Source organism: Acinetobacter sp. YH12094, from assembly GCF_013419295.1.
In the GTDB taxonomy this organism is placed as follows: Bacteria; Pseudomonadota; Gammaproteobacteria; order Pseudomonadales; family Moraxellaceae; genus Acinetobacter; species Acinetobacter amyesii.
Genome location: NZ_VPAK01000014.1, coordinates 25,573 through 50,952 on the forward strand (window position 1 = coordinate 25,573; position 25,380 = coordinate 50,952).

Consider the following 25,380-nt stretch of genomic DNA (forward strand, 5'->3'; position numbering starts at 1 on the left):
ATTTCATTTTTCACCATCTTATTGATCAAGAATAATTAACAATGAAAGCTTTAAAATATCAGTTGCCTTACATCAAATTGTGCATGCTATTTGTATTAACAGTACTTCCATTTTCCATAACCTATTCAGCCGAAATTGATGTCCAAAAGACCATAGTTCAAGCGCAAAATAACGATAAACAGGCGCTTTATGATTTGGCTGTACTGAAACATATGGGGCTAGAAGGTGTGGAGATTAATCTGCCTGAAGCCATAGCGCTGTATAAGCGTGCTTCTGCCTTAGGGCATCGCTCAGCAAATCAAAATTTGGGATTGATGTATTACAAAGGTGTAGGAGTAAAAGTAGATTATGTAGAAGCTGCAAAATGGTTTGAGATTGGTGCTGAAAGAAATTTAGATGATTCAAAGCGTATGCTTTTGATCATGAATAAATATGAACTCATTCCAAGGAATGAGAAAAAATTGGAAAGTCTTTTAATTGAATTTGCAAATAAAGGCAAACAAGAAGATATCGAACAATTGGCCGACTATTATTACTATACGAAGCAAAATATGCAGCTTGCTGAAAAGCCAACGATGTTGTTGGCTGAACAAGGCTTGGCTCAATATCAGTCCCGTTTGGGTATGATTTATTATCAAGGTATTGACGCAAAGCCTGATTATAAAAAGGCTTATCCGTGGTTTTTAAAGGCTGCGGAAGCAAATGATTTGAACGGAAAAATTAGCGTAGCAAGTTTTTATTTAGGTGGGCTAGGCGTACAGCGAGATTTTGAAAAAGCTGCTGCATGGTTTAATTCGGCTTATGAGCAAGACCCTGTGAAAACATGTGAAATTCACAGTCTTGTTTTGTCAGAATTGAACAATGAAACACAACAATGTGAGCTGAGTAGAAAACAATAAAAAGCCCCATGGTTGGGGCTAGTCGTATCACTCGCGTGATACTCATATAAGGCTCATCTCATACTGTGTATATTAAAGCATAAAATTGAAAAAAATGCTGAGTAAATTGACATTTAAAACTTTGTTGTTTTAGGAAAAAGCGATCGCTATACTTTGCCATGAACATTTGTTCATTTCACTATAACCATAAAGAACTATATTGATGAAAGAATATAAAGTTGTTATCTATCAAGAAGGTATGCTGGGATCTTTGCTGCTTGGCTCTTCAAAAGTTGATCCTGTTAAATTCACCAATTTTTTAAATCAAAATGCACAGCAAGGCTGGGCTGTGATTACGATGGAAAAGGATATCCGTCGTATGCTGCTTTTTTGGAAGCGCGAAGCTTATGTAGTTGTTTTGGAGAGAGAAAAATGAAATACGGTGTCTTTAGTGCACTTATTATTTCAGTTTTATGGGGTTTATTAGCCATGGCTCAATTATGGTCTAAGTTGCTCAGTGTCGAAGTATTTACCAAACTAACCGTCACAGTAGCGATCTTAGAAGCCATAATTATTATTGCAACATTGGTCATACGTGAGTATTTGACAGATAAAAAAATGAAAAAAGATGGCTATATAGATTAGAACACATAAATAGGGCAATTGAGTGCTGAACTCTATTGCCCTTAAATTTTAAAGTCATCTTATAGATTAGATCTATATTGGCTCATTACTCAATCATCATGAGGTCAGCACTGCTGGCAGATTTTAATTGTCGTAGCGCAAAAATAGAGCGGGTATGGCGTATACCTTTCATAGAATATAAATTTTTACGTAAAAAACGCTCATAGTGTTCAGCATTTTTAACTGCAACTTTCACCAAATAATCATAATCGCCAGTGACTAAATGTGCTTCTACTACTTCTGGCATATTGGCTAAAGTTTCACTAAATTGATCTAAAATTTCATCGTCGTGACGTTCTAATGTGATTTCAATAAAGAATAATTCATTGATCCCAATCGATTTTGGGTTGATGTTGGCTGTATAGCCGTCGATAATTTTTAAATTTTCTAGACGCTTTAAGCGTGTCCAACACGGCGAAGAGGAGAGACCAACACGTTCAGAAAGCTGGGCTATGGTGAGTCGTCCATCTTCTCTTAATGCGGATAATATTAAACGATCAATTCTGTCGAGGTTGTGTCGTGCTTCACTCATGCCAAAATAGAATATAATTGAGAAAAAATAGTTATATCATTTTTTGCAATAGTCGGCTGATGAAAATAAGTACACTTGGACGTTCAGTGTAGATTTTAAAGATAGAAAATAGAATATGTAAGCTGTCAGGCAGTTTGAATGAATCTAAAAGTAGAAATTATTGTGCAGACTATAAAAAGACCACTCAGCCGGATTACTGACTGAGTGGCAAAAACTTAAGCGTGTAGCTGTTGTTCAATGATCGGCCATAGGTTTTGATGTGACGATTTAAACATCAACATATGTCCGATAGCTTTATGACCTGTTTCTTTCGGTTTTAACTCAATCATTTGAGTCGAAGCATTCGGGTATAAACGCAGCAAGTCTTTGACATTGGCTTCCGTAGCGATTTCATCATCAGAGCTCCATACGGCAGTGATCGGGCAGCTCACTTGTTGATGAAAATCATGCTGAACAGTTTTGCCTAAGGCATTGATGACATAACCGGGTTTGCTACAAAATTCAGCCCATTCACGAGCTACATCTTTTGGCAAATTTTCACCCATGCCAATTGCATTGGTCGGGCCATAGCCAATGGTATGGCGTGCAATTGGGAAGATCACATTAAACATCACTGGAGCTAAAAGCTTGGTACGACCTTTAAGATCTTTGACATGCCCCGTAGAGCCAGAAACAGCAACCACTTTGGCAACTTTGTCATAATTTGGCACGATGCCTAATAGTTGTCCGCCTGCGCTATGACCGAGTAATATGACTTTAGGCGCCTGCGTTTTACTGATCAAAGCGTCGATTGCCGCAGGGATATCAAGCTGCCCCCATTGCACAATACTTGCTGTCGATTGTTTTAAAGGGCCGTGTAGCGACTCACCAATACCACGAAAATCAAAAACTAAAACGTCATAGCCTTGTTGGCTTAACCATGTTGCATAACTATTATAAAATTGCTTGGTAATGCCTGTGGCTGGACAAATCAACACAGGTAAAGCCTGTTTGAGCTCTGTCTGGTGTGGATAAAAGCGCGCACTCAGTGGATAGCCATCTTGGCAGTGAATCGTGAGTTTTTCAGATGATGACATGATTCAAACTTCATGGGTGTGTTCCGATGACTTTAATTTACACAAGTTCCAAAAAGAAACCTGAAAAGAGTATGACTCTAAAGTCATGTCATAACAGGTTTGAAGCAAGTACTATTGCAGAAGAAATACAGATAAAAATAATGCGTGTAATTGAACAATGGATGTAAATTAAAATGGACATGCTTCAACTTTCGGGTGCAGTAAAAATTGCGATAGTCTTTAGTGGGATTTATTTATGGGTAGGTATGCTCACGGGTGTGTGGAAATATGCACAAATAAGACAGTCTGAACTGGCACGTGCGCATTATTATGTCGATATAGCACATCGGAGCAGTTTGTTATACGCCCCAGCGACACTCATTTTGGCGGTATTGGCCTATTTTTCAGCACTTCCACATACGCTCAATTTACTCTTTGTAATCATCAATCTGTTCTTTTTTAGCTTTTCGATTTTAAGCTATATACTGCATGGCTTTTTAGCTGATACCACCAATCAATTTAAAGTCCCTCACGTCTTGGGTAAATGGCATTTACCTAAATGGATGATGAGTATGGCAATGCTTGGATTGGTGATTGGTGAGTTAATTGCAACACTCGGATTGCTCTTTGGAGTCATCATTAAATTTTGGTTTTAAGCAAAGTAGTATCAATCATAAATAGTACCAATTAGAAATAGTACCAATTAGATTGGAGGCTAATCAGGAGATAAAAGCTTTTAAAGTGCAGACGATTGTTCGGTAGAACAATTTATATAAACAAAATTTTAAGTTCTGCAGAATTGAAAATTTATGAGAAAAGGCTGATGATTTTCTGGTTATTTTAAGGATTATTTTTATTGTTATTTAAAAAGGATTAAATGATCGAGAAGGTAGGGATTGGCATCTTTTCTTTTTTCAAGATGGATGATGCCTCATCCATCTTCTAACTTAAAATTCTGTTGATTTTTGCTTTCGATATTTGTGGTCAATGACTGCCCATAAATAAAAGGCCACCGAGACAATAAGCGCATAAGCAAAGTATTCAGGTCTTAAATTTCCTTGTATTAAGCCTTGAATAAGTAGTGTCAGCATGAGAGCAATAGTGGTGCTTGTATAGGTCACCATGTTCTTATTTGCCTTCAGAGCGTTAATGAAGAATTGCTTTTTGAAATGTACTGATAACATCTCCACCCCTCCGTGTTGTTGTTTAGCCAAAACCCATGATTTTGGTCAGGTTTGAACTACTGTTGTACTTCGAAACTAGAAGTATTTCAATAGTAAATGTCATTATTTTGTCATAAAACTATGTTAGATCATCGTATAAGAATAATCATTTTATTCATATACTAAATATTATGAATCTAAAGGTGTTGACTGGTGAGTAAAATGGTCGATGCATAATATCTATGTATGAATAAGCAATATATATACCAACACGGGTATATCGGCTTTATGACACGAAACCGCCTAGCTTACAGTCTGAATCGGGTTTAATCATGGAGTTTGTGTACGGTGTATTTTGCAGAAAGTATTTGTATTTTAACTATTATTATATTTTGTAGCCAAAGGGCTGGATTTTTTTCTCATCATGAAAATAAAACTTTATTTAAAAGTTCAATGACTTAGGATTTTTGCGCTGTAGTGGGACAAATAAATGTCAGTTTGGGTAAAACTCGACAATTATTGGTCACAGGTAAAATCGTCATTCGGGTAAAACTCCGATTTTAGACAGGTCAAAAAAGGTTATTTTTTAACTTTATCAATTACAGCAGCAATAATCAGCACAATCACTGATGGCATCAGCCATGCTAAATTTTGTTGAGCAAGTGGTAGATTGGCAATAACGCTTGGAAGTGCATCTTCGAAACCAGCCACTTTTAAACCATCAAAAATACCGAAAATAAACGCACATGCGGTAACAGGCGCAATAACTCTTGATGGTGAAATAAACCATTTAGAGCAGAAGCTAAGTAGGATAACTGCAATCGCAGGTGGATAAATCGCACTTAAAACAGGCACTGAAACGGCAATGAGTTTGGTTAAACCTAAGTTTGAAATCAGCAGTGAGAAACCAACTAAAATGAACACAAAAACTTTGTATGGAATTTTAGTCAATTCTGAGAAATATTCAGCACATGCGCAGGTTAAGCCAATCGCGGTCACCATACATGCAACAAAGATCATTGCAGATAGGAAATAAGCGCCCATATCACCAAAAGCATGTTGTACATATGCATGCAGGATCACTGCACCATTTGTTGCATTTGGAGCAATATCATGGCTGCCCATACCGAGTTTGAATAAGCTGATATAAACCAGGGTAAGACCAATACCAGAAATAATACTGGCAATGACAGCATATTTGGTGACGAGCTTACTATCCGTTACGCCGCGTGAAGTAATGGCTTTGACGATCACAATACCAAAAACTAAAGCGCCTAATGTATCCATGGTTAAATAACCATTTACTACACCTTCAGAAACTGGTGCAGTTACGTAGTTATCAATTGCAGGTGGAATCACACCGGCAGGGATAAAGAACGCAGAGATACCCAGTATAACGAGGCCTAAAATCTTGAGTGGTGAAAGGAAATAACCTACGGTATCTAAAATTTTATTTGGGTAAAGTGAAACAATCGTCACCAATGCAAAATAAATCACGCTATAAATCAGCAGACTGTTTGCGCTGTTACCAAAATAAGAAGAGAAACCAATTTCATAAGAAACGGTAGCTGTACGAGGTGTTGCAAATAAAGGTCCAACAGCTAAGTAACACGCGACAGTAAGGATAATGCTGGCTGCTTTACCCAGAGGTGAACTTAGAACTTGAATAGAACCTTCTACACGCGACAAAGCAATAATCGTGATGACAGGTAGGCCAACTGCAGTGATCAAGAAACCAAATGCAGCTAACCAAACATGTTCACCCGCTTGCTGTGCGACAATTGGTGGGAAAATAATGTTACCTGCACCAATAAACAGTGCGAAGGTCATAAAACCTAAGGCAACAATATCCCGTGTACGAAGACTTGTCATAAAGGGGAGATGAACTGTGAAAAAAGGCAATTTTAGTGCAATTAAGCTCGTTTTTGGAGCAAAATTTATAAATCGTATAGATAGTTTTTATAATACGAATCATGAATATATTGACAGATAAAATAATGTTTTATTTATATTTATGATAAATATAAGAAATTTATTGTATATAAAATTTTTATAGGAATAAGTTTAGCTATTAAGATTTATCAGATATAAATCAATTGTTCTAATTTTCAGCACTAAATAGGATGCTATAAGCCGAATAAATGCAGAAATATTGGCTGAATAAAACAAAAAAAATCTAAAAGGTCTATAATTCGGTGTATTCAAATTTGAGGATATTCAGATGAAAGCTTCCAAAATCACGATTAAAACCGAGCAAGATATTGAAAAATTACGCATTTCAGGTCGTTTAGCTGCTCAGGTTTTAGAGATGATCGGGGAGTATGTCAAGCCGGGCGTGACCACTGAATATCTCGACGATATTTGTAATGATTTTATCGTCAACACACTTAAAGTGATTCCTGCCAACGTTGGCTACTATGGCTATACCAAAACCACCTGCATTTCACCGAATGAAGTGGTTTGTCATGGTATTCCTTCGAAAGAAACCGTATTGAAAGATGGTGACATTATCAATATTGATGTTGCCATCATTAAAGATGGTTATTTCGGTGATACCAGTCGTATGTACTATGTGGGTGAGGTTTCGCCTGCGGCTAAAAAGTTAGTCGAAACTACCTACGAAGCGATGGTTGCAGGGATTCATGCTGTTAAACCGGGAGCAACATTGGGTGATGTAGGCTATGCCATTCAACAAGTTGCTCATCGTGAAGGCTACAGCATTGTACGTGAATACTGTGGTCACGGGATTGGTAAGGTTTATCATGAGCAACCAAGTGTTTTACACTATGGTCAACCGGGTCAAGGTGTCATTCTGAAAAAAGGCATGGTCTTTACCATTGAACCGATGATTAATAGCGGTAAAGCTCGTACTAAAGAGTTAAAAGACGGTTGGACAGTAATTACCGCTGACCGTTCTTTATCGGCACAGTGGGAACATATGGTTGTTGTAACCGATACTGGTTTTGAGTTGTTATCTCCATGGCCAGAGGGTACAGGCGCATATCCCGCGATCTAAGCTCTGTAGTGATGTTAATGCCATATTTGCTGTGTCTAAATGATTGAAGTTAAATAAAATTATACATTTGTATATTTTTTGACTTTAGTCTAGGAGTTCGTGGTGGTTATGGGCGTTATCGTTTTTAAGACTAACTGGATTTATCTAAGCCTTAATTTATAAGACTTTGCCTATAGCTTAAAAAATCAGTTAGAGCTATTAACGATTTAATAAAGATGTATTTTATTTATACAATAGCCCTACAGATTCTGCTGTAGTTTCTGATTTTACTTAGTTTTTAAGTTTTCGCTTACCCATCACATGGGTAAGCTTTTTTTTGCTTAAAATTTAGCGTGTTCATGTTGGCTGAGTTTTTCAACTAAGTAATCAATGAATACACGGACAGCAGGTAGTAAGCCACGACGAGATGGATAAACTGCATGGAAAATACCATGTGCAGCTTTCCATTCAGGTAGTACACGAACCAAAGCACCTGATTTCACGTGATCGGACACAATACTGTCGGGTAATAACACCACGCCACAATCTTGGCAGGCCAGTGCAGCTAACATAGACAGGTCAGAGCCCATCACGGTTGGGTTAACTTTGATTTTTTTCTGATGATGCTGTGCATCGGTCACAATAATATGTTGATCGAGATGCTCATCCGCCATACTTAATATTTGATGCTGAGATAAATCTTCAGGTTGTTTGAGTTCACCAAATTTATTCAGATACGCCTGACTAGCAAATAAGTGCTGCTCAATCGTTTCAAATTTACGAATGACTAAATTGGGGTCATCGTCTAGATTTGAACGTACACGTAGCGCAAGATCGAAGCCTTCATTAATGATATCTACGCGCCGATTGGTCACCATCATTTGCACTTTGATTTCTGGATATTGCTTTAAAAATTCAGGCAATATTTTGGTCATTTCATTTTGCGCGATGGAAACAGGTAAGCTGACTTTAATTAAGCCGCGCGGCTGCGTACTGAGATGATCAACCAAATCATGTGCGGCTTGAGCGGCATTCATCATAACTTGTGCATGGCGGTAGATATTCATACCAATATCTGTAACAGCAAAATGTCGTGAACTACGTTGAATCAGGCGGACACCTAAACGTTCTTCTAAGTTATAGACCCGACGACTCAGTTTTGATTTTGGAATATCTGTTGCACGTTCGGCTGCACTAAAACCACCATGTTCGACCACTTGGGCAAAACAATAAAAATCATCTAGATCACTCAGCACTGGTCTTATTCCATATTTGCAACGATTTTGCTAATTAACTTGAATTGTTTCATGAAGTCAATCACGTTTTGTAGTTTTTCATGTGAGAAGATTGAGCAAAATTGCCAAGACTAAAGTCGGGTTAACCTTATAATCGTTTCACATTAGCATGACCAAACAATAAATGTGGTGTATACATCTTTTAAATAACCGAATTTGAAGGATGTGATTTGAGTGTCGTCCTGATATATTCAAATAAAAGACCATTATGAAAGAAATTCGACATTAAAGGACAATGTCATGGAATTAAGACATTTACGTTACTTTGTCGCCGTTGTAGAAGAACAGAGTTTTACGAAGGCTGCTGAAAAGCTATTTATTGCTCAACCTCCTTTAAGTCGTCAAATTCAAAATTTAGAAGAAGAGTTGGGTGCGCAGCTTTTTGAGCGTGGCAGCCGTCCTTTGAGAACCACCACCATTGGACGTTTCTTTTATCAGCAAGCCGTGAAATTACTTTCAAATGCAGAAGAAATTAAGCTCATTACGCAGCGGGCCAGTGCTACAGAACGTACGATTAATATTGGGTATGGCGGTTCCTTACTCTGTGGTTTATTACCTCGAATTGTTTATTTGTTCCGCCAGCAATATCCACACTTAAATGTAAATTTAATTGAACTGAGTGCAGTTGATCAGATTCAGGCATTAAAAGAAGGTCGGGTTGATGCATGTTTTAGCCGAGTTCGTGTGTCGGATCAGGCGGTTAAACGTGTGCTATTGCGTGAAGAGCCTCTGATTGTTGCGGTGCATTCAAGCCATCCTTTATCTTCACAACAACAGATTGCATTGAATAATCTCAAAGATGAGCAGATTTTTATCTATCCAGCAACGGATGGTCAAAGTTATGCAACGCTGATCAAGTCGTTGTTTTTAGAATATGGTATGGAGCCGAAACGCTTTAATACTCAAGCAGATTTGCAACAATCACTAGGCATGGTTGCCGCAGGCGAAGGCATTTGTATTGTTCCTGAATCTGTACAAATTATGCAGTTTAGGCATGTGAATTATGTGAAATTATCGGATAGTGCTGCCATTAGCCAAATTTATTTGATTGTGCGGAATGATGATGAAGGGGAATTGGCACGTCCTTTATTTGATTGTGTTTACCAAGTATATGATTTGGAAGCAATTGAATACGATCGTCGGGTTTTCTAGTGCTTATTTTAAAAAGTAATAATAACGTTAAATTTGAAATTCAATTTTGAAGCAAACGCTTAAGTAACACCATTCTGCATAAAACATAGGCTCATTCTTGAAAGTATTGAGCCTATTTTTTTATTCAGTCTTATTGGATCGATTGTTTTAAAAACTTGGTGATTTCACGGCTAAATTTGACCGGTTCACTGAGCAATGGCGTGTGCCCCGATTTCTTAAAAATGATTTGCTCTGCATTGGTTAGGCTGTCAGCAATAATTTTTTGACCTTGGGCAGGATAGAGGATCGATTTTGCACCTGTGAAAAAAGTCGTCGGTGCGGTGAGTGCTGCAATGGCTTCACGATAATCTTCAGTATGGTTCAAATAATTTTGAATATACCAATATAAATAGGCCACACTTTGTGAGGGTAACATCAGCTTCTGTAAAGTTGGTTGTTGGTATGCAAAACGGAAAGCGGATAAAGCATAAGGATTGCTATTTTGTAAGTCTATGAATCTTAACCAAGCGTCGACCAGACCTTGACGGTCATGTTTATTCATCTGGTGTGCAAATGGCACGGAGAGGTTAGTTGCAAGTACCTTCGATATGTCTTCTAAAATACTCAAAAACTCAGTGTAGCGTTTGCCATATAAACCATATTGCCAATCTTCATCTACTCTAATTTTAGGCGTTTGATCGATGTGCAAATAACGTTTAATTTTTTCAGCAAACTGACCGTATTTTAAACCGTGCATGGTGGTCGTTGCCCCCATGGAGTAGGCAATGACCGTGATTTTATCGTAACCAAGTTGGGAAACTAAGCTGTCAATATCTCGCCAATGGCTTGAAATGGTATCCATATTTGGAATTTGACAATGTTTAGAGCCGCCAAATCCACGCCAGTCTGGAATGATAAATTTAAAGTGTTTTCGGTGTTGATATAGAAAAGGGTGCCATTGCCAACTTTGCATGCCGAGTCCAGATAAAACCAGGATGGGTTCTCCTTGACCATATTCACGAACATACAGTTGTTGCTGATCGGGCATTGTATAGTGCGGCATGCGGCTTCCTATTTATTTTTTTGTTTTAGCGATTAAATTTATGCAACTGTGGAATGATGGTTTCAAGCCATTTGATCCAACCGATTTCCAAATCAATCCCAAGCTGTAAAATCATTTTATGAATGTACAAAGTACGATCTTCATCATGCGCATGTGCAAAGTCTTTTGCAAAAATAGACTGGTACACTTTTAGTTTTTCTTTGTGAATTTCAAGATGGCGCTCTAATTCGGGTAATACACCATTTGTACCCAGCTGAGCTTCTGCACGTAAACGGACCATTAACTCTTCGCGTAATTGAGCCGGAGGGCTTTGTTCAACCATCCAATTGGCTAATTCAACACGTCCAAGCTGTTCAACTTGGTAAGTTTTTTTACGAGTTGTACTGTGCTCATCTTCAATGGTGCTGATCCAGCCTTTTTGCTGCATGCCACTGAGTTCACGGTAGATTTGCTGATGTGTTGCATTCCAAAAAAAGCCCATAGAGCGGTCAAAACGGCGTGCAAGGTCAATTCCTGTACTCGGTTTTTCAAGTAAGCTCGTGAGTAAAACATGGGCTAAAGACATATATGGCTCAGTCAAAATAGTTTTGTACTTTTTATTATGCAACATGTTGCATAAAAATCAAATCTCGCATATAAATTAGTGCAACAAGTTGCAAAAATCTTGTATGCGTAGATGGAAATAGAAAGCTCGTATACAAGCGAAGATAAAAATAGCCAGCTTTTCAGCACGCTAAGGAGAAAAAATGTCAAATTATCCAAATTTATTGGCACCACTAGATTTAGGTTTTACAACGCTAAAGAACCGTGTATTGATGGGTTCTATGCATATCGGCCTTGAAGAAGCACCGGGTGGCTATGAACGCATGGCTGCTTTTTATGCAGAACGTGCGAAAGGTGGTGTAGGTCTGATTGTAACCGGTGGTATTTCTCCCAATGATGATGGTGTGACATTTGCTGGTGGCTCAAAATTAGATTCTTTAGAAGAAGCAGAAAAACATAAAGTGATTACGCAGGCGGTACATGATGCTGGCGGTAAAATTGCGATGCAGATTTTGCATACAGGTCGCTACTCGTATCAAGCCAATAATGTTGCACCTTCATCTATTCAAGCACCAATTAACCCAGTAAAACCGCAAGCTTTAAGCACAGCAGACGTCGAACGCACGATCAATGATTTTGCCAAATGTGCTCAGTTAGCACAGACAGCGGGTTATGACGGTGTAGAAGTCATGGGGTCAGAAGGTTATTTAATTAATGAGTTTATTGCTGCACGTACCAACCACCGTGATGATGAATGGGGTGGCAGTTATGAAAACCGGATTCGTTTTCCAATTGAGATCGTGCGTCGTACGCGTGAATTAGTCGGTGAAAATTTTATTATTATTTACCGTCTTTCTATGCTGGATCTGGTTGAAGGTGGTTCGACTTTCGAAGAAGTTGTGCAACTTGCAAAAGCCATTGAAAAAGCCGGTGCAACTATTATCAATACCGGTATTGGTTGGCATGAAGCGCGTATTCCGACCATTGCAACCAAAGTGCCACGTGCTGCATTTACATGGGTGACCAAGAAATTAAAAGGTCTTGTGAATGTTCCTTTGATCACCTCAAACCGTATTAACACTCCTGAAATGGCTGAGCACGTACTTGCTTCGGGTGATGCAGATATGGTGTCCATGGCACGTCCAATGCTGGCTGACCCACGTTTTGTAGAAAAAGCAGAACAAGGTCGTAGTGATGAAATCAATACCTGTATTGGTTGTAACCAAGCCTGCCTAGATCATATTTTCTCGATGAAAATTGCAACATGTTTGGTTAACCCTCAAGCCTGCTATGAAACTGAACTGATTTTTAAAGAATCTGCGCAGGTGAAAAATATCGCTGTGATTGGTGCGGGACCTGCAGGTTTAAGCTTTGCAACTTATGCAGCAGAACGTGGTCATAACATAACTATTTTTGAAGCTTCTAGCCAAATTGGTGGGCAGTTTAATATTGCGAAAACGATTCCTGGTAAAGAAGAGTTTTATGAAACGCTACGCTATTTCAAACGCAAAATAGAATTATTACCTCAGATTAAATTGGTATTGAATCATACGGCAACTTATGAAGAATTAGCTCAGTCTGATTTTGATGACATCGTGGTGGCGACGGGTGTAACACCGCGTCAGTTAGATATAGATGGTATTGATCATCCAAAAGTATTGAGTTATTTACAGGTTTTACGTGAACGTCAACCTGTTGGCAAACGTGTAGCAATCATTGGTGCAGGCGGTATTGGTTTCGATACGGCTGAATATTTAACGCATGAAGGTGAAAGCGGTAGCCTCAATCCTGAGAAATTTTATGATGAATGGGGTATTGATACCACTTATGCGCAAGTCGGTGGCTTGAAACATCCAGACGTCGAAGAATCGCCGCGTGAAGTGTATTTATTGCAACGTAAGGCTAAATCGGTTGGTGCTGGCTTAGGTAAAACCACGGGTTGGATTCACCGTACCGGTTTGAAACACCGCGATGTGAAAATGATTGCGGGTGCAAGCTACGACAAAATTGATGATCAAGGTTTGCATATTACCGTTGATGGTCAATCCCGTATTTTAGATGTTGATCATGTGGTGATTTGTGCAGGTCAGGAATCCTATACCGCGATGTATGAACAGCTACAAGCAGATGGGAAAAATGTGCATTTGATTGGTGGTGCGAAAGAAGCAGGTGAGTTAGATGCTAAACGTGCCATTCGTCAAGGTGCAGATTTGGCTGCGGTGATTTAATCAGCCTCATACTAAACCACGACAACTTCATTCAATTTAATATGCAGTTGTCGTGCTTCCTCTCCATTTGGGAGAGGAGTTTGAGGAAAGGGAAATGATTCATCAAAAAAAAGACATAAACATGACTATTGAAACAACAAAAAAATCTGTTGCACGTTGGCACGAAATGCTTAACACACGGGATATGAATATTTTAAATGAACTCTTGGCAGAGGATGTGGTGTTTCGTTCACCTGTCGCGTTTAACCCATATCCAGGTAAGCCTGTAGTAACTTTTATTTTGACCAATGTGATTCAAATTTTTGAAAATTTTACTTACCACCGTGAGTTTTATAGTGAGGATGGCCTCAATGTTGTACTTGAGTTTTCTGCCAATGTTGGCGAGAAAAAGTTAAAAGGGATCGACATGATTCAGTTTAATGAACAAGGTCAGATGATTGATTTTGAAGTCATGCTTCGTCCAAAAAGTGGCTTGGAAGCATTGGCGGCGAAAATGGGTGAGCGCATTATGCAATATCAGCCTTAACTCTGCTGATTTTTAAATGCTCATCACAGAATGATAAAAAGCATGATGAATATTGTCATGCTTTTTGCTTATGAGGCTTAAGCAAACAAATATTGCTAGCGAGATACGGTTTTGTAGATACATTTTTTTAATGGGCATTGTTAGTCAAAGTGAAAAGATTGAAATGATTTGCTGTGGTGCGAAGCGAGGTGAAGGTAAGGTCAATGAATAATGTGATTCATAAAGGGCGTCAGGCTCTTTTAAATTTTGTAGATCATGCAATCGGTGCAGAATTACCACAGCTTTATTATCATCCTGAAGGGCAAATGAAACATGTGCTGCCGAAGTTAAAGCAACTACATGAAAAATATCGCCCTACGCCTTGGCTGTCGAATACCCACGCACATTTACTATATTTTGATGTCATTAAAAAGCGTCAAGTGAAGCTTAAATATGATGCTATAGAGCAGCTGACCATGGCTGATGGAGGGGTAACAGCCATTGCATGGTTGGGTTTGGATTTACCTGCGGATGTGCCAACTGTGGTGCTCATGCATACGATTACGGGAACGCCTGAAAGTATGCGGGAAGTGGTTCGGGATCTTCATCTATATACAGGTTGGCGTATTGCACTTTGTCTAAGACGCGGTCATGCCAATTTACCTATGCCTGTTGCCAAAATAAACTTATTTGGTTCAACCGATGACTTACGTGAACAGATTGCCTTTATTCAGCAGAAATTTCCCGCATCGAGTTTGTATGGCGTCGGTTCATCTGCAGGAACGGGGCTATTGGTCCGCTATTTAGGCGAACAAGGTGATGAAACACCACTTAAAGCGGCTTTTGCTTTATGTCCGGGCTATGACACTGAGCTTGGCTTTAAAAATGTCCACCCTTTTTACAGTAAAATGATGACGAAAAAGCTCTTTCAGAAATTTGTAGAACCCTATTCTGCAACATGGTCAACAACACCATCTTTAATAGAAGTCCTAAAAAGTAAAAATCTGGCACAGTTTGAACGTGCTTATTTCCACATGGCGGGTTTTGCCGATTATGAAAGTTATGCAAAATCCACCAACCCAATTTATGTATTTGAAAATCTTAAAATTCCTTTGATGATTTTAAATGCCGAAGACGATCCTATTTGCCACATTCAAAACTTTGAACCCTATAAAGAATTAATCCGTTCTTTGCCGAATGTAGTGGTGGTGACCACTAAAAAAGGCAGTCACTGTGGTTATTATGAAGGTCTAGTGGAAACCCATTCATGGGCAACCAAATTGATGGCAGATTTTTTAAAGTTATATGCGAACTAAAAAATAGCCTACTTTGGGTAGGCTATTTTAAGTATGTGTTACTCAGCTTGTGCGCAACATGCGGTAATTTGAGGTTTAAGCTTCATCTGTATCAATACTAAAATCAACGCTATAGCGCTCAGTGTAGCGCCTGCATAAGACACCGCAGCATAGCTTAGGTTAAGATTTAGCACTGCGGCACCTGTGACTGCACCCAATGCATTTCCAAGATTAAATGCACCAATATTCACTGAAGAAGCGAGGCCTGGTGCATCGTGAGCGACTGTCATAACACGCATTTGTAAAGGTGGTACGACGGCAAAGGCTGCTGCTCCCCAGATGATTAATGCAATTGCTGTGCCAATGGTGGTGGTTGCTAAAATTGGAAATAACAGCATCATCAGCATCAGTAAGACTAAAAAGCCAATCAAGGTCTTATCTAAGGATTGATCGGCAAACTTACCACCGAAATGGTTACCAATTGAAAATCCGATCCCGATTAGGACCAACATGAAAGTGATAAGTTCAGGGCTTGCATGAGTAAAGACTTTTAAACTTGGTGCGATATAGGTATAGAGCGCGAACATAGCTCCAGCACTCATGACCGTGGTGAGTAGTGCTAAAACAACAGGCATGCGTGTTAATACTTTTAACTCTGCTCGTACATCAGGTTTTTCGGTCTGTTGCTGATGGGGTAGTGCTTTCCATAATGCCAACATGGTGATGATGCCCAATAAGGTAATAGCGGCAAAAGACATACGCCAACCGATATTTTGTCCTACCCACGTTGCGAGTGGTACACCGCCAATATTGGCAATGGTCAAGCCCATAAACATCATGGCAACAGCACTGGCTTGTTTATCTTTCGGCACAACACTCGCTGCAACCACAGAACCCAAGCCAAAAAATGCACCATGATTTAAGCTGGTGACTGAGCGTGCCGCCATTAAACCTAAATAATCTGGCGCAACTGTGGCAAGCAGATTGCCAAGGGTGAAAATTGTCATTAATAACATGAGTGATGTACGTTTTGAAAAACGTGCAAGCCATAAAGTCATAACGGGTGCGCCAATCATGACACCGATAGCATAGGCACTAATCAACAAACCGGCTTGCGGTATTGATACCGATAGATCTTCTGCAATTTCAGGTAAGAAGCCCATGGGTGAAAATTCAGTGGTACCAATAGCAAATGCACCAATTGCGAGAGCGAGCAGGGTAAAATTAATTTTCATGTTATAGATCCCAAACTGGAGCAAGTTCAAGTGGACTTACTTCACGTGCATTTTTGTCTAGTGTTGCAATGGCCTGCATTTGTTCTGATGTTAAATGAATGTCTTGAGCTTTTAAGTTACTGGTTAAATGTTCACGTTGGGTTGACGATGGAATTATGGCATAACCCTTTTGCAGCGCCCAAGCGAGTGTCACTTGTGCAACTGAAGCTTGGTGTTGTGCTGCAATATCAGAAAGTATTGGGTCATTTAGCACTTTGCCATAAGCCAAGGTCATATAAGAGGTGACATCAATATTTTGCTGTTTTAAGTAAGTCGCAAGTCGTTCATTTTGAAGATAAGGACTCAGTTCAATTTGATTGGTTGCAATATTTTCCAGCCCGATGTGATCAATGGCTTGTTGAGTGAGCTCAATATTAAAATTAGATACACCAATATGTTCAGTCAAACCTTGTTTTTTTGCCTCAAGTAAATGTCCCATTAATTCTGGAATATTGACTCCAAGTGCAGGTGCAGGCCAATGAATAAGTGTGAGGTTAACTGCATCCGTCCTTAATTTAATTAAGCTGTCCTTTAGGCTGGGTATCAGTTTGTCGGCAGCATAATTTTCAGTCCAAATTTTCGTGGTTAAGAAAATATCAGCTCGATTGACCTGACTTTCATCGATTGCTTGGCCTACTTCTGCTTCATTACCGTAGATTTGTGCGGTGTCTACAGCACGATATCCAACTTCTATGGCAGTTTTAACAGAATGAATGACAGTGTCACCTGTCAAACGGAAGGTGCCGACACCAAATGGAGGAACAATCATCAGGAATTCTCTTTTTTTGAATTGATGCTATTGTGCTGCTAATTTTATTGAAGAAAAATGCATGAGTTTGGAATATATTATTGATTAAAAATCACGAATTAGAATATGCAATGAAATCGACCATTGAGGAGCTGCAGGCTTTTACTGTTATTGTAGATAGCGGCTCTATTATCAAAGCAGCAGAAAGGCTGGATCAAACAGCATCTGGTGTCAGCCGCGCATTACAGCGTCTGGAATCTAAATTAAATGTAACCCTGTTGGAACGAACAACCCGCAAAATTAAGCTGACGCAAGAGGGGCAATTATTTTTAGCTAAAACACGGCGGATATTGAATGATTTAAGCGAAGCGGAAGATTCTTTGCTGAAATTAGATGCAGATACTTCGGGTTTGGTGCGAGTCGATTCTGCGATTTCGTTTATTCTGCATATGATCGTTCCCTTGATTCCAGAATTTAATGCGCGTTATCCGCATATACAGATTGAATTGGTGAATCATGATCAAGTGATTGACTTATTAGAGCATAAAGCGGATGTCGCAATTCGCTTTGGGAAATTAAACGACTCCAGTTTGCATGCAAAACTTATTTACAAGAGTCGACTGTGTTTGGTGGCGAGTCCTGAATACCTTCAGCAGCATGGACGTCCGCAAAATGCTGAAGAGCTAACCGCACATGCTTTACTTGGATTTAGTCAAATTACCCATATGAATACTTGGCCGATCCAAGTCGCAGGGAAACCTTTGACGATCCAACCCAACATCAAGGCATCAAATGGTGAAACCATTCGTGAGCTTGCGATTCATGGGATGGGCATCGCTTGTCTATCGATTTTTATGTTAGAAAAAGATATTGCAGAAGGACGATTGGTACAACTTTTAGACCATCAAATTGAGCCACATGAACAGCTTATTCATGCTGTTTATTATCAACAAGAGCATTTGCCGAAACGTGTTCGTTTATTTATTGAATATTTAGCTGAAAAATTACAAGAATAGTTGTGAGAAAAACTGTGCATCGTTTTGTGCAGCTTTTTATTTACATAGAAACAATAAAAAACCCGACTTTTGTCGGGTTTTTTGATCATTTGTTTGATAAAACTTCGATCTTAGTTCTCTAAAGCAGGTGTTGCAGCAGCAATGGCAGCAGCCACGGCGTCATCTTCAGACTGAGCAGAACCTGAGTTTTGTTTAGGTTGAGCAGCTTGTGCAGGTTTTTCTGCAGCTTTAGGCGCTTCTGCTTTTGGAGCAGGAGTTTCTGCAGGAGGAGTAGGTTCACGACGAATTTCAGTTGTTGTATTCGGTGTTTCTTCACGAATCACTTCAACTTGCTGCTGAGTCGGTTCTTCAACAACTGGTTGTTCTTCAACTGGTTCTAATTGTGTAGGTACAGATGCTGTTGGTTCAGATGCTGCAACTTCAACCTGTTCCTGTTCTTCTTCTTTTGGTGCTTCTTTTTTTACACATGCTGTAAGAAGTAGACCTGTTGCGATTGCACCGCAGATTAAAAGTTTCTTATTCATAATTACACAAAACAAAAAAGTGTGGATTGGATAACTGCATTATAACAGCAAATAAGAATATAGAAATGATAAGAACTTACTCTAAATTTTTATGATAATTGCTGTTACAATAGCCAATTGTTAATTGTTCTATGAATTGATGCGGAATGACTTTGCTTTCTTGGTACAGAGTAAAGTAAAATCGCACAACATTGTAGGCCAATTTAGGCTCCATTGTACGAGAAACTTAATGACCCATTTTATTTTCGTTACTGGTGGTGTTGTATCATCACTAGGTAAAGGTATTTCAGCTGCATCAGTGGCTGCGCTTTTAGAAGCCCGTGGTTTAAAAGTAACCATGGTAAAAATGGATCCATACATTAATGTCGATCCAGGGACTATGAGTCCATTCCAACACGGTGAAGTTTTTGTCACAGAGGATGGTGCTGAAACTGACTTAGACTTGGGTTATTACGAACGTTTCTTGCGTCGTGCGAAAATGACCAAACTGAACAACTTTACTTCAGGACGAGTGTACCAAGATGTCTTGAATAAAGAACGTCGTGGTGACTACCTCGGTGGTACAGTTCAAGTTATTCCACATATTACTGACAATATTAAAGAACGTGTTCTTCGCGCAGGTGAAGGCTATGACGTTGCGATCGTTGAGATCGGCGGTACAGTAGGTGACATTGAATCTCTCCCATTCATGGAATCTGTACGTCAACTTATGGTCGAACTAGGTCATAAGCGCACAATGTTAATGCACTTAACTTTACTCCCATACATTAAGTCAGCTGCTGAATTAAAAACTAAACCAACTCAACACTCTGTAAAAGAGCTTTTGTCGATTGGTATTCAACCAGACATTCTGATCTGCCGTACAGAACATGATGTTGATGCTGACACTACACGTAAAATTGCGTTATTTACGAACGTTGAAGCGCGTGCAGTTGTGGTATGTAAAGATGCGCGTTCAATTTACCAAATTCCACGTACTTTCTATGAACAAAACGTTGATGATTTAATCTGTGAACGTTTTGGTTATAACGATCTTCCAGAAGCTGATCTTACAGACTGGGATAACGTTGTAGATGCATTACTGAACCCTGAATACACAGTTCGTGTAGCGATGGTTGGTAAATACGTTGAACTTCCAGATGCATACAAATCTGTAAACGAAGCGCTTTTACATGCGGGTATTCAAAACCGTGTGAAAGTTCAAATTGATTATGTCAATGCAGAAGAACTTGAAAGCCAAGATGTAAACGACGTATTAAAAGACGCGGATGCAATCTTAGTGCCGGGTGGCTTCGGTGAACGTGGTACAGAAGGCAAAATGAAAGCGATTCGTTTTGCACGTGAAAACGGTGTGCCATTCCTTGGCATCTGTTTAGGTATGCAGTTGGCTGTGATCGAATATGCGCGCAACGTTGCGGGTATTAGTGATGCAACTTCAACTGAATTTAACCGTTCTACAAAATCACCATTGATTGGTCTAATCACTGAATGGTTAGATGAGCGCGGCGAAGTTCAACAACGTAATGCAGATTCTGACTTAGGCGGCACAATGCGTCTTGGTGCTCAAAAATCTGAATTGGTTGCAGGAACAAAAACTGCACAAGTTTACGGTTCTGAAGAGATCGTTGAACGTCATCGTCACCGTTATGAAATGAACAACCGTTATATCCCAGTGCTTGAAGAAAAAGGCATGAAGATTTCAGGTTATTCTCCAGTACAGCGTCTTGTTGAAACTGTTGAAATTCCTGAACATCCTTGGTTTATTGCTGTACAATTCCATCCGGAATTTACAAGTTCACCACGTGATGGACACCCATTATTCGCAGGCTTTATTGATGCTGCTAAAAAGCAGTACCAAAAAGCGAAATAATGTGTTTTTGACTAAACCAGGAAGAGTTTAAATGTCACAATTAAAACCACAGGAAATTGTACGTTTAGGCGATATACAAATGGCAAATCATTTGCCATTTGTACTATTCGGCGGCATGAATGTACTTGAGTCAAAAGACCTTGCTTTTGAAATTGCTGAAACCTATGTGGATATCTGCAAACGCTTGGATATTCCATATGTGTTTAAAGCAAGTTTTGATAAAGCCAATCGTTCAAGCTTGAACTCTTTCCGTGGCCCAGGCCTGGAAAAAGGAATCGAGTGGTTAGCTGACATTAAAAAACACTTTAATGTGCCGATTATTACCGACGTACATGAACCATACCAAGCTGCGCCTGTTGCTGAAGTTGCGGATATTATCCAGCTTCCTGCATTTTTAAGCCGTCAGACAGACCTTGTTGAAGCGATGGCGAAAACTGATGCCATCATCAACATTAAAAAAGCACAGTTCCTCGCACCACACGAAATGCGTCATATTTTGCATAAGTGTTTGGAAGCAGGAAATGACAAACTGATTCTTTGTGAACGTGGTTCGGCATTTGGTTACAACAATTTAGTTGTAGACATGTTGGGCTTTGACATCATGAAAGAAATGAATGTCCCTGTGTTCTTTGATGTTACGCATGCGCTTCAAACACCGGGCGGTCGTGCGGATTCTGCAGGTGGTCGTCGTGCGCAAATCACGACACTGGCACGTGCAGGTATGGCGACTGGTTTAGCAGGATTGTTCTTAGAAGCTCATCCAGATCCAGAAAATGCCAAATGTGACGGTCCATGTGCGCTACGCATGTCACAGTTGGAACCTTTCTTGGCACAGTTAAAAGAACTCGATACCTTAGTCAAAGGTTTCGCAAAGTTAGACACACACTAATTCGATACACATTGATGCGTCACTTTTGACGCATCATTTTTATTAATCAACTGAGGAATTGTTCATGAGCCAAATCGTTGACATTCGTGCACGTGAAATTTTGGACTCTCGTGGTAACCCTACCATCGAAGCAGACGTAATCTTAGCCTCTGGCGTTGTAGGCCGTGCATGTGCACCATCTGGTGCTTCAACTGGTTCTCGTGAAGCTTTAGAACTTCGTGACGGCGACAAAGCTCGTTACTTAGGTAAAGGCGTTAAAACTGCGGTTAACAACGTTAACACAGTAATTCGTGATGCATTGTTGGGTAAATCAGTATTCGAACAAAAAGACATTGATAACACAATGATCGCGCTTGACGGTACTGAAAACAAAGAAAAATTAGGTGCGAACGCAACTTTAGCGGTATCGCTAGCTGCTGCACGCGCTGCTGCTGACGAAAAGAAAATTCCACTTTTCCAATACATCGCAGACCTTCGTAATAACAGCATTTTGACTATGCCTGTTCCAATGATGAACATCCTAAATGGTGGTTCACATGCAGACAATAACGTAGACATTCAAGAATTTATGATTGAGCCAGTAGGCTTCACTTCATTCTCTGAAGCTTTACGCGCTGGCGCTGAAATTTTCCATTCTTTAAAATCAGTTTTAAAGAAACAAGGTTTAAATACTGCAGTTGGTGATGAAGGCGGTTTTGCACCGAACCTTCGTTCTAACGAAGAAGCAATTACAGTAATTCTTGAAGCAATTGAAAAAACTGGCTACAAAGCTGGTTCAGACATTATGCTTGCGCTTGACTGTGCATCTTCAGAATTCTACAAAGATGGTCAATACATCCTTGCAGGTGAAGGCAATAAAGCATTCACAAGCAACCAATTTGCTGACTACCTTGCTGGTTTTGCAAAACAATACCCAATCATCTCAATTGAAGATGGTTTGGACGAGTCTGATTGGGAAGGTTGGTCTTACCTCACTTCAATCCTCGGCGACAAAATCCAATTGGTTGGTGATGACCTATTCGTTACGAATCCTAAGATTCTTCAACGTGGTATCAATGAAAAAGTGGGTAACTCTATCCTGATCAAATACAACCAAATCGGTACGTTGACTGAAACTCTAGATGCAATCTATCTTGCGAAAGCAAATGGTTACACTACAGTAATTTCACACCGTTCTGGTGAAACTGAAGATTCAACTATTGCAGATCTTGCAGTGGGTACAGCAGCGGGTCAAATCAAAACTGGTTCACTTTGCCGTTCTGACCGTGTAGCGAAATATAACCAATTACTTCGTATTGAAGAATTGACTAATGCTGCATATCGCGGTAAAGCTGAGTTCAAAGGTTTGAACTAAGCAGATCATGCTATCTATGTTAAATGTATTTGACTCCAAAGCGAGTAAAGCATTGTTGGGCCTTGCGATCTTTTTGATCGCAGGGTTTCAATATTTATACTGGTTCGGTGAAGGTGGTTATCATCAACATCAACAACTGAGTCAGAAAATACAACAACAAGTCGAACTCAATGACGAATTAAAAGAACGAAATCGCGTGCTTGCCGCTGAAGTATACGATTTAAAAAATGGCGTTGAAGCTATTGAAGAGCATGCTCGTCTAGATTTAGGTTTAATTAAACCGCATGAAACTTTCGTACAGATGAGTACGATTAGTACTCAGTACAAACCAATTTATATTGATCCAAACGCAAAAGTAGACCTACGTACCAATGAGTCAGAACCAGCCGAACTTCCACCCGAACCTTAAATTGTGGGCTATTATTCCTGCTGCTGGTTCAGGAAGTCGATTTTCTAAAACTGAACTAAAACAATATCAAAACATTGCGGGTCTAACTGTGCTTGAACACACAGTTGCGCGTCTTAACCAATTACCTTTAACAGGCTATGTATTGGCTATAGGCGAGCAAGATAATATTGCTCAGACTTTGGCACTAGCAAATCAAGATAAGGCACATTTTTGTTTAGGCGGTGCAGAGCGTGTGCATTCTGTACTCAATGCATTGCAATATCTATCTAGGATTGCCAATGATGATGATTGGGTATTTGTTCATGATGCAGCAAGACCATGTGTCTCGCAGTTGAGCTTAGAAGATTTAGTTCAATCGGCAGTCGATTCTGAGCAAAGTGCGATTCTCGCCATCCCTGTACGCGATACCTTAAAACGTGTTGAAACGGCACCACTTATATCAACAACGGTAGATCGTTCAACTTTATGGCAAGCGCAGACGCCACAAATTGCCAAATTGGGTGTGCTTAAAAATGCCGTCGAGCAAGCACTTGCCGCTGGTGCGACCATCACAGATGAGGCTAGTGCTTTAGAATTTGTCGGTGAGCATGTCAATGTCGTGCAGGGTCGTTCGGACAATATTAAAATTACCTATCCGGATGACTTGGAATTGGCACGTTTAATTTTAGCGTCTCAAGTTAATAGATGATTATTTCAAGGAATATTTAAGGGACAGTGATTTTTACTGTCGCTTTAATCTATAATTCCCGCATCCTTTTTAGATCTGTTTCGCAATGATCCCTTCTCAACAGTATCGTTTTTTACGTCAGTCATTACGTGATGGCCGCAGTATAAAACACGATTCTTCTCGATGGGCTAAACTTCATTTAGACCCGTGGTTACTTTGCTTCTTGGTACTCAATGCAATATTGGGGCTGATGGTTGTCTATAGTGCGACCGCGGAAGATTCGGGAATGGTACTACGCCAAGCCACAAGTTTTGGTGTGGGCTTTATTGTGATGTTGATCTGCGCGCAAATTCCACCCAAAGTTTACCAATCTATGAGTCCGTACTTATATGCCATCGGTATATTTTTACTGTTGTTGGTTCTTGTTATTGGTGAAAAAAGGATGGGGGCGAAACGCTGGATTAGCTTACCGGGTATCGGCAGTATGCAGCCGAGTGAATTTATGAAATTTGCCATGCCACTCATGATGGCGTGGTATTTTGCGCGAAAACCTTTTCCACCGAAATTTTTACAAATTGTCGGGGCATTAATTTTATTATTGATTCCATTTGCATTGGTCGCTTTACAGCCTGACTTGAATATCGGTTTGATTATTCCGGGTATTTTTGTTTTATTTTTAAGTGGTATGTCTTGGCGTTTAATTGCAGGTGCTTTAACCGCCTTTGCAATTGCAGCACCTGTACTTTGGATGTTTTTTTTACAGGAATATCAGAAAAAACGTGTACTGACGTTATTTGACCCTGAATCTGACGCGCTTGGTGCAGGTTGGAACATTATTCAATCTAAAATTGCCATTGGATCAGGTGGTTTAATGGGTAAGGGTTATACCGAAGGGACGCAGTCGCACTTGGGTTATCTACCAGAGCATCATACTGACTTTATTATGTCGACCTATGCAGAAGAATTTGGCTTTATTGGTGTATTTCTTTTATTTAGTTTATTTACAGCAATTATCGTTCGCTGTTTGATTATTGGACTAAATTGCTTCCATAATTTTGGACGACTCTATGCAGGAGCGATAGGATTAACTTTCTTCTTTTTTGTATTTTTAAACTCGGGTATGGTCAGTGGGATTTTACCGGTAACAGGTGATCCACTACCGTTGATGAGTTATGGTGGTACAGCCGTAATTGCGATGCTCGCAGGGATGGGGATTGTGATGTCGATTCATACGCATCGTTAAATTTTAAAGCTGGAATTAA

General features: G+C 39.7%; 26 protein-coding genes. 16 read left to right on the plus strand and 10 right to left on the minus strand.

Features of this window, described 5'->3' with window-relative positions; all coding sequences use genetic code 11:
* Positions 1-41: 41 nt before the first annotated feature.
* The 3 genes from FTU34_RS11590 (at position 42) to FTU34_RS11600 (ending at position 1,523) form a co-directional block, all read left to right on the plus strand.
* Complete coding sequence (locus tag FTU34_RS11590) at positions 42-899, plus strand: tetratricopeptide repeat protein (protein WP_180035784.1); 858 nt, start codon at positions 42-44, stop codon at positions 897-899.
* A 202-nt stretch (positions 900-1,101) separates the two neighbouring features.
* Positions 1,102-1,314, plus strand: coding sequence for a DUF4177 domain-containing protein (locus tag FTU34_RS11595; protein WP_078193931.1), 213 nt, complete (start codon positions 1,102-1,104; stop codon positions 1,312-1,314).
* Positions 1,315-1,367: 53 nt separating this feature from the next.
* Entirely contained in the window at positions 1,368-1,523 is a 156-nt protein-coding gene (locus FTU34_RS11600) for a hypothetical protein (protein ID WP_218955513.1), read from the plus strand.
* An 85-nt stretch (positions 1,524-1,608) separates the two neighbouring features.
* Here FTU34_RS11600 and FTU34_RS11605 read toward each other — a convergent pair whose 3' ends face one another.
* The gene (locus FTU34_RS11605; protein ID WP_078188537.1) at positions 1,609-2,094 is read right to left on the minus strand and encodes an Lrp/AsnC family transcriptional regulator; all 486 of its coding nucleotides are present in this window, start codon (positions 2,092-2,094) and stop codon (positions 1,609-1,611) included.
* A 215-nt stretch (positions 2,095-2,309) separates the two neighbouring features.
* Positions 2,310-3,170: an alpha/beta fold hydrolase gene (locus FTU34_RS11610; protein ID WP_180035782.1), complete on the minus strand. Its 861-nt coding sequence runs from the start codon at positions 3,168-3,170 to the stop codon at positions 2,310-2,312.
* Positions 3,171-3,343: 173 nt separating this feature from the next.
* Between FTU34_RS11610 and FTU34_RS11615 the strand changes: the two genes are divergently transcribed.
* A complete protein-coding gene (locus FTU34_RS11615) occupies positions 3,344-3,805 on the plus strand; it encodes a hypothetical protein (protein WP_180035781.1) in 462 nt (153 codons plus the stop codon).
* Between the two features lie 291 nt (positions 3,806-4,096).
* Here the strand turns inward: FTU34_RS11615 and FTU34_RS11620 are convergent, their stop codons facing one another.
* The gene (locus FTU34_RS11620) at positions 4,097-4,333 is read right to left on the minus strand and encodes a hypothetical protein (RefSeq protein WP_078188534.1); all 237 of its coding nucleotides are present in this window, start codon (positions 4,331-4,333) and stop codon (positions 4,097-4,099) included.
* A 558-nt stretch (positions 4,334-4,891) separates the two neighbouring features.
* A complete protein-coding gene (gene brnQ / locus FTU34_RS11625; protein WP_111884967.1) occupies positions 4,892-6,184 on the minus strand; it encodes a branched-chain amino acid transport system II carrier protein in 1,293 nt (430 codons plus the stop codon).
* A gap of 349 nt (positions 6,185-6,533) precedes the next feature.
* On the opposite strand from brnQ, the gene map reads away from it, so the two are divergent.
* Positions 6,534-7,328 (plus strand): type I methionyl aminopeptidase, encoded by a 795-nt coding sequence (gene map, locus FTU34_RS11630; protein ID WP_078188532.1) that lies wholly within the window; start codon positions 6,534-6,536, stop codon positions 7,326-7,328.
* Between the two features lie 320 nt (positions 7,329-7,648).
* On the opposite strand, the gene FTU34_RS11635 is transcribed toward map, so the two are convergent.
* On the minus strand, positions 7,649-8,563 hold the full coding sequence (locus FTU34_RS11635; RefSeq protein WP_078188531.1) for a LysR substrate-binding domain-containing protein: 915 nt from the start codon (positions 8,561-8,563) through the stop codon (positions 7,649-7,651).
* A gap of 279 nt (positions 8,564-8,842) precedes the next feature.
* Here FTU34_RS11635 and FTU34_RS11640 point away from each other — a divergent pair, with 279 nt between their 5' ends.
* Positions 8,843-9,754 carry a LysR family transcriptional regulator gene (locus FTU34_RS11640; protein ID WP_078188530.1) on the plus strand — a complete coding sequence of 304 codons (912 nt, stop codon included), beginning with the start codon at positions 8,843-8,845 and terminating at the stop codon, positions 9,752-9,754.
* Positions 9,755-9,884: 130 nt separating this feature from the next.
* On the opposite strand, the gene FTU34_RS11645 is transcribed toward FTU34_RS11640, so the two are convergent.
* Together FTU34_RS11645 and FTU34_RS11650 are read right to left on the minus strand one after the other, a co-directional pair.
* The gene (locus tag FTU34_RS11645) at positions 9,885-10,796 is read right to left on the minus strand and encodes an alpha/beta fold hydrolase (RefSeq protein ID WP_180035780.1); all 912 of its coding nucleotides are present in this window, start codon (positions 10,794-10,796) and stop codon (positions 9,885-9,887) included.
* 25 nt (positions 10,797-10,821) lie between these two features.
* Positions 10,822-11,361, minus strand: coding sequence for a PadR family transcriptional regulator (locus tag FTU34_RS11650; RefSeq protein WP_180022122.1), 540 nt, complete (start codon positions 11,359-11,361; stop codon positions 10,822-10,824).
* Positions 11,362-11,542: 181 nt separating this feature from the next.
* Here FTU34_RS11650 and FTU34_RS11655 point away from each other — a divergent pair, with 181 nt between their 5' ends.
* The 3 genes from FTU34_RS11655 (at position 11,543) to FTU34_RS11665 (ending at position 15,388) form a co-directional block, all read left to right on the plus strand.
* Positions 11,543-13,567 carry an NADPH-dependent 2,4-dienoyl-CoA reductase gene (locus FTU34_RS11655; protein WP_180035779.1) on the plus strand — a complete coding sequence of 675 codons (2,025 nt, stop codon included), beginning with the start codon at positions 11,543-11,545 and terminating at the stop codon, positions 13,565-13,567.
* Positions 13,568-13,688: 121 nt separating this feature from the next.
* Complete coding sequence (locus FTU34_RS11660; protein WP_078193923.1) at positions 13,689-14,093, plus strand: nuclear transport factor 2 family protein; 405 nt, start codon at positions 13,689-13,691, stop codon at positions 14,091-14,093.
* Between the two features lie 203 nt (positions 14,094-14,296).
* Positions 14,297-15,388, plus strand: coding sequence for a YheT family hydrolase (locus tag FTU34_RS11665; RefSeq protein ID WP_180035778.1), 1,092 nt, complete (start codon positions 14,297-14,299; stop codon positions 15,386-15,388).
* Between the two features lie 38 nt (positions 15,389-15,426).
* Here the strand turns inward: FTU34_RS11665 and FTU34_RS11670 are convergent, their stop codons facing one another.
* Both FTU34_RS11670 and dkgB read right to left on the minus strand, forming a co-directional pair.
* Positions 15,427-16,602: an MFS transporter gene (locus FTU34_RS11670; RefSeq protein WP_180035777.1), complete on the minus strand. Its 1,176-nt coding sequence runs from the start codon at positions 16,600-16,602 to the stop codon at positions 15,427-15,429.
* A 1-nt stretch (position 16,603) separates the two neighbouring features.
* The gene (gene dkgB / locus FTU34_RS11675; RefSeq protein ID WP_218950075.1) at positions 16,604-17,410 is read right to left on the minus strand and encodes a 2,5-didehydrogluconate reductase DkgB; all 807 of its coding nucleotides are present in this window, start codon (positions 17,408-17,410) and stop codon (positions 16,604-16,606) included.
* A 110-nt stretch (positions 17,411-17,520) separates the two neighbouring features.
* On the opposite strand from dkgB, the gene FTU34_RS11680 reads away from it, so the two are divergent.
* A complete protein-coding gene (locus FTU34_RS11680; RefSeq protein WP_180035798.1) occupies positions 17,521-18,405 on the plus strand; it encodes a LysR family transcriptional regulator in 885 nt (294 codons plus the stop codon).
* Positions 18,406-18,515: 110 nt separating this feature from the next.
* Here FTU34_RS11680 and FTU34_RS11685 read toward each other — a convergent pair whose 3' ends face one another.
* Positions 18,516-18,929 (minus strand): internalin, encoded by a 414-nt coding sequence (locus FTU34_RS11685; RefSeq protein WP_078193919.1) that lies wholly within the window; start codon positions 18,927-18,929, stop codon positions 18,516-18,518.
* Between the two features lie 229 nt (positions 18,930-19,158).
* On the opposite strand from FTU34_RS11685, the gene FTU34_RS11690 reads away from it, so the two are divergent.
* The 6 genes from FTU34_RS11690 (at position 19,159) to rodA (ending at position 25,361) form a co-directional block, all read left to right on the plus strand.
* Positions 19,159-20,799 (plus strand): CTP synthase, encoded by a 1,641-nt coding sequence (locus tag FTU34_RS11690; RefSeq protein WP_078188523.1) that lies wholly within the window; start codon positions 19,159-19,161, stop codon positions 20,797-20,799.
* A gap of 31 nt (positions 20,800-20,830) precedes the next feature.
* Positions 20,831-21,688: a 3-deoxy-8-phosphooctulonate synthase gene (kdsA, locus tag FTU34_RS11695; protein WP_078188522.1), complete on the plus strand. Its 858-nt coding sequence runs from the start codon at positions 20,831-20,833 to the stop codon at positions 21,686-21,688.
* Between the two features lie 64 nt (positions 21,689-21,752).
* The gene (gene eno / locus FTU34_RS11700) at positions 21,753-23,042 is read left to right on the plus strand and encodes a phosphopyruvate hydratase (protein ID WP_078188521.1); all 1,290 of its coding nucleotides are present in this window, start codon (positions 21,753-21,755) and stop codon (positions 23,040-23,042) included.
* Positions 23,043-23,058: 16 nt separating this feature from the next.
* A complete protein-coding gene (locus FTU34_RS11705) occupies positions 23,059-23,451 on the plus strand; it encodes a septum formation initiator family protein (protein ID WP_078188520.1) in 393 nt (130 codons plus the stop codon).
* A complete protein-coding gene (ispD, locus tag FTU34_RS11710) occupies positions 23,414-24,139 on the plus strand; it encodes a 2-C-methyl-D-erythritol 4-phosphate cytidylyltransferase (protein WP_180035776.1) in 726 nt (241 codons plus the stop codon). Before FTU34_RS11705 ends, ispD begins: the two co-directional genes overlap by 38 nt.
* Before the next feature lie 85 nt (positions 24,140-24,224).
* Positions 24,225-25,361, plus strand: a complete 1,137-nt coding sequence (rodA, locus tag FTU34_RS11715; RefSeq protein WP_078193916.1) for a rod shape-determining protein RodA — start codon at positions 24,225-24,227, stop codon at positions 25,359-25,361.
* The last annotated feature ends 19 nt before the right edge of the window (positions 25,362-25,380 follow it).

Bases quoted from the DNA above. Each gene is read 5' to 3' on its own strand.
- FTU34_RS11655 (WP_180035779.1), top strand. From the start codon at position 11,543: ATGTCAAATTATCCAAATTTATTGGCACCACTAGATTTAGGTTTTACA.
- kdsA (WP_078188522.1), top strand. From the start codon at position 20,831: ATGTCACAATTAAAACCACAGGAAATTGTACGTTTAGGCGATATACAA.
- FTU34_RS11685 (WP_078193919.1), bottom strand. From the start codon at position 18,929: ATGAATAAGAAACTTTTAATCTGCGGTGCAATCGCAACAGGTCTACTT.
- FTU34_RS11645 (WP_180035780.1), bottom strand. From the start codon at position 10,796: ATGCCGCACTATACAATGCCCGATCAGCAACAACTGTATGTTCGTGAA.
- rodA (WP_078193916.1), top strand. From the start codon at position 24,225: ATGATCCCTTCTCAACAGTATCGTTTTTTACGTCAGTCATTACGTGAT.
- FTU34_RS11640 (WP_078188530.1), top strand. From the start codon at position 8,843: ATGGAATTAAGACATTTACGTTACTTTGTCGCCGTTGTAGAAGAACAG.
- brnQ (WP_111884967.1), bottom strand. From the start codon at position 6,184: ATGACAAGTCTTCGTACACGGGATATTGTTGCCTTAGGTTTTATGACC.
- FTU34_RS11665 (WP_180035778.1), top strand. From the start codon at position 14,297: ATGAATAATGTGATTCATAAAGGGCGTCAGGCTCTTTTAAATTTTGTA.
- dkgB (WP_218950075.1), bottom strand. From the start codon at position 17,410: ATGATTGTTCCTCCATTTGGTGTCGGCACCTTCCGTTTGACAGGTGAC.
- map (WP_078188532.1), top strand. From the start codon at position 6,534: ATGAAAGCTTCCAAAATCACGATTAAAACCGAGCAAGATATTGAAAAA.
- FTU34_RS11590 (WP_180035784.1), top strand. From the start codon at position 42: ATGAAAGCTTTAAAATATCAGTTGCCTTACATCAAATTGTGCATGCTA.
- eno (WP_078188521.1), top strand. From the start codon at position 21,753: ATGAGCCAAATCGTTGACATTCGTGCACGTGAAATTTTGGACTCTCGT.
- FTU34_RS11680 (WP_180035798.1), top strand. From the start codon at position 17,521: ATGAAATCGACCATTGAGGAGCTGCAGGCTTTTACTGTTATTGTAGAT.
- FTU34_RS11595 (WP_078193931.1), top strand. From the start codon at position 1,102: ATGAAAGAATATAAAGTTGTTATCTATCAAGAAGGTATGCTGGGATCT.
- FTU34_RS11660 (WP_078193923.1), top strand. From the start codon at position 13,689: ATGACTATTGAAACAACAAAAAAATCTGTTGCACGTTGGCACGAAATG.
- ispD (WP_180035776.1), top strand. From the start codon at position 23,414: ATGAGTCAGAACCAGCCGAACTTCCACCCGAACCTTAAATTGTGGGCT.
- FTU34_RS11610 (WP_180035782.1), bottom strand. From the start codon at position 3,170: ATGTCATCATCTGAAAAACTCACGATTCACTGCCAAGATGGCTATCCA.
- FTU34_RS11600 (WP_218955513.1), top strand. From the start codon at position 1,368: ATGGCTCAATTATGGTCTAAGTTGCTCAGTGTCGAAGTATTTACCAAA.
- FTU34_RS11670 (WP_180035777.1), bottom strand. From the start codon at position 16,602: ATGAAAATTAATTTTACCCTGCTCGCTCTCGCAATTGGTGCATTTGCT.
- FTU34_RS11690 (WP_078188523.1), top strand. From the start codon at position 19,159: ATGACCCATTTTATTTTCGTTACTGGTGGTGTTGTATCATCACTAGGT.
- FTU34_RS11705 (WP_078188520.1), top strand. From the start codon at position 23,059: ATGTTAAATGTATTTGACTCCAAAGCGAGTAAAGCATTGTTGGGCCTT.
- FTU34_RS11615 (WP_180035781.1), top strand. From the start codon at position 3,344: ATGGACATGCTTCAACTTTCGGGTGCAGTAAAAATTGCGATAGTCTTT.
- FTU34_RS11605 (WP_078188537.1), bottom strand. From the start codon at position 2,094: ATGAGTGAAGCACGACACAACCTCGACAGAATTGATCGTTTAATATTA.
- FTU34_RS11620 (WP_078188534.1), bottom strand. From the start codon at position 4,333: ATGTTATCAGTACATTTCAAAAAGCAATTCTTCATTAACGCTCTGAAG.
- FTU34_RS11650 (WP_180022122.1), bottom strand. From the start codon at position 11,361: ATGTCTTTAGCCCATGTTTTACTCACGAGCTTACTTGAAAAACCGAGT.